Origin of the sequence: Trichocoleus sp. DQ-A3, assembly GCF_039961975.1 — a bacterium.
Lineage (GTDB): Bacteria > Cyanobacteriota > Cyanobacteriia > Cyanobacteriales > FACHB-T130 > FACHB-T130.
The window spans coordinates 1-3,018 of record NZ_JAMPKC010000059.1 but is presented as its reverse complement, the minus strand read 5'-3'; the positions used below and the strand labels follow the sequence as shown (position 1 = coordinate 3,018).

The window sequence follows — 3,018 nt, the reverse complement described above, 5'->3', positions numbered from 1 at the left end:
TTCTGACTACTGAGTAAGTATTGGCAGTAATCTAGTCTAGTAAATGGCACTTGGTGTTCAATCTCTACTCGACTTGAGACTAACATGCTCAGGCTCAATTAATTAGTTTTTTTGGATGTAGCTGTATCAGCCCCTATGCCACTACCTATAGCGTACCTGCGTAAGTCCTGAGCTTATCATTTAACTTAATTTAGCGGTTGTTTTTCAACCGCGTTCGCTGTGCTACTTGTCTAATATTCTGTGTCTGTGTTTTATGATTTTATAATTAAATAAGCAGGAATAAATATACTAAAAATGACATTTAAACTACAGGATTTTTATTGCCCTTTTTCTTCAGCGATTAATCAGCATTGCGAAGTGGCTTGTCAGCACACTCTAAAATGGCTACGCTTATTTAAGCTTGTTACAGATGAATCAGTCTATAAAACTTTGGAAGCGGCAAAATATCATAAATTGGCTGCACGCATCTGCCCTAATGTTTCGCTAGAAGCTCTAAAAAGTTTTTCGGACTCTATGCTCTTGTTCTTTATATTGGACGAGCAATCGGAGGATGCTGGAACCAGCGGACAACCCGAAATGTTAAAACCTCAACACGAGCGTTTAGTCGATATTTTGACACACGCGGAACTCTCTAAACCTGATACGCCAACAGAACTTGCAATGCAGGATATTTGGCAGAGGTTGCTTCAGCTTCATCATACGCCATTACCGCTGAGGCTTCGTTTCGCAAAGAGTGTGAAAGAGTATTTTGAGGGATTGCGCTGGGAAGCTTTGAACCACTCGCGTGGGATTACTCCAGACGTTGAAGCTTATATAAAGATGCGTCCCTTTACAAATGGGGCTTATCTTTGTTTTGACCTTATACAGATAATAGACCTCTTGCGGAATTAAAATTTCTTAGCTAACTTGAGTTCGTAGTTGTAGATACCTGCAATTAGGTTGACTCGCAGTCCAAATCTCTTCCTTCGATTGCGATAACGACTAGATAAAATCCGAAAGGTTTTTAACAGCCTAATAATATGCTCAACTCGAATTCTCCTCCGAGCGTGTTCGCGATTAAATCGTTTTTGTGCGGGGGTTAATTTTGCCCTTCTAGGCTTTTTATAGGGAGTTTGGCTGTTAGAGTGGTAGCGATTAATTCCTTGATAACCCTTGTCAGCTAGAAGCTGTATCTCTTGCCTTATATGAACCTTGCTGTTTTTAAAGATTTTAAAGTCATGCTGCTTCCCGATGCCTAAAGCTGTGCAGATGATTTCTTGGGTCATTTGATTGACTAAGAGCTGTAGTTTGAGCGTATGGCAGCGCTGTTTCCCGCTGTAATACATTTTCTGTTTTTTTTAGGTCCCTCAATTTCTGTTTCTGCCACATCCACAACAACGACTTCAATTTCTTCAGACTCTTTCCCAAGCGGTCGCCGACTCGGCAGGTGAAACTTACTAGATTTTATTAATAAGTTTTCAATTCGTTTCACTGTCCGCTGTGCTGTTGATTCGTGCATTCCCCAATCTTGAGCAATATGAACAGGAGTTCTGTACTCTCGCCAGTACTGCAATGTTAACAAGATTTGGTCGGGAATTGGGATGGAAGCATGGTTGCCACGGCTTCCCTGTTTGCCATCCCGTACAATTTTCACCATCATCCAAAATGTTTCTGGTTTCACCCCGTACATTCTTTTAAAGTCAGATGAAGACATCTTTAGTGCTTTTTTGTAACGCATCTATTTAGAATCTATAACTATTAATTCATTGAAGTCTTGTTTATCTGATTTTATTCAATTCCGCAAGAGGTCTATTGGAGGCAGTTTCCCGACTCGAACAACCGAACGGTTGCCTAATTTCTGTTGCTCTTGTGCAAGTCTTGGGCTGAGTTGCCAATGACGTGTTTATCTGACTGCCCCCTCAATCCATGAGTCTCTGGACGTTTACAGCCTTTCGGCATCGAAGTTGTCTTACATTAGTCAGATAGAGATAAGTGCAATTATCTCTATCTGAAATCCATCCAACTCTGGCGATCGACGATGTCTGACGCCTCTACTGACTCTGTTTTGCCGATCGGATCGCGCCCATTGAGGGCAGCACGAACTCCGGTTCAGAGCAGCTTCCTAGTCCGGCATTTCCTCGATGCTTCGTGGTTCCCTGTTGGGCTGCTGGTTCATCTGATGACGGTAACGACTGGACGCCTCATAGACTTCCTTGCGTAAACGGTGAATCGATCCCAGCGGCTGATGCTCTGCAATACAATGCCAGGCATTGAACGACAAGACGTCATCCACGTACACCTGCCGGGCAGGACTGTATGCCTCCTGCATCCCAATTGTGAGTTTGGCGATCGCCTGGTAAGGACTTTCCCCTTCTGACCACTCAATCGACGCATCCTCAATCGGCATCGTCTCTAGATTCGTGCAAAGCTGGACACGTAGTTCATACTCGGCAGACTGTTGCCGGAAGAATTCAACGATTAGATCTCGCAGTACAGAAGCGTTCTGTGTATCAATGCGTTTGCCAATGAGCGGCTGAAGGCTGGCGGAGACGGGAGTGACACTCAATTTAGCAATGTAATCTCCATAGCGCAGGGCAGCAGAGGTATAGTAGGTTTCTCCCAGAATGTGAGTTTCAGGCTGGGTGAGACCTAACGCGCTCGGATAGAGGTTGATCCCTACTTTCTGAGTCATCGCATTGGTCATTCGAGCAACCATTCCGAATAGCTGTTGTGCCTCCTCTGGGGCACTGACCACAACCTTTTCCTGGAGCAACTGCTCTGGGAGAAAGCGAGCAAGAGTGCCCGATGGAAAGACCGGACTGTTGATCATCAAAAAGTCTTGAGTTACGGCATCAGGTTCGGTCTCCAGGAGCTTCGGTCCTGCCACGCCAATAACCTTGATGCCCATGCCGCGGAAGCAAGATAGACCATCCGGCATGATGTCACCGGGAACGGTTGAGAAGCGAATCATCACCGGATAAGTGCGGGGTTGGCAAAACAATCCCTGCGCGAGATGGGCAGGCAAGTTGTCGTAGATCC

Annotated in this window: 3 protein-coding genes; 1 reads left to right on the top strand and 2 read right to left on the bottom strand. The window is 45.1% G+C overall.

Annotated features, from left to right (window positions below; translation table 11 throughout):
- Nucleotides 1–294: 294 nt before the first annotated feature.
- Nucleotides 295–891, top strand: a complete 597-nt coding sequence (locus NDI44_RS28710; protein WP_190415977.1) for a hypothetical protein — start codon at nucleotides 295–297, stop codon at nucleotides 889–891.
- Here NDI44_RS28710 and NDI44_RS28705 read toward each other — a convergent pair.
- Nucleotides 888–1,717 (bottom strand): IS5 family transposase gene (locus NDI44_RS28705; protein WP_242037211.1). Its coding sequence is split into 2 segments (ribosomal slippage): nucleotides 888–1,333 and nucleotides 1,333–1,717, totalling 831 coding nucleotides; the frame shifts between segments, so codons are not numbered across the junction. The two genes, NDI44_RS28710 and NDI44_RS28705, sit on opposite strands and share 4 nt — an antisense overlap.
- A gap of 384 nt (nucleotides 1,718–2,101) precedes the next feature.
- Nucleotides 2,102–3,018: catalase family protein (locus tag NDI44_RS28700; protein ID WP_190415976.1), on the bottom strand; the 917-nt coding region annotated here is incomplete at its 5' end.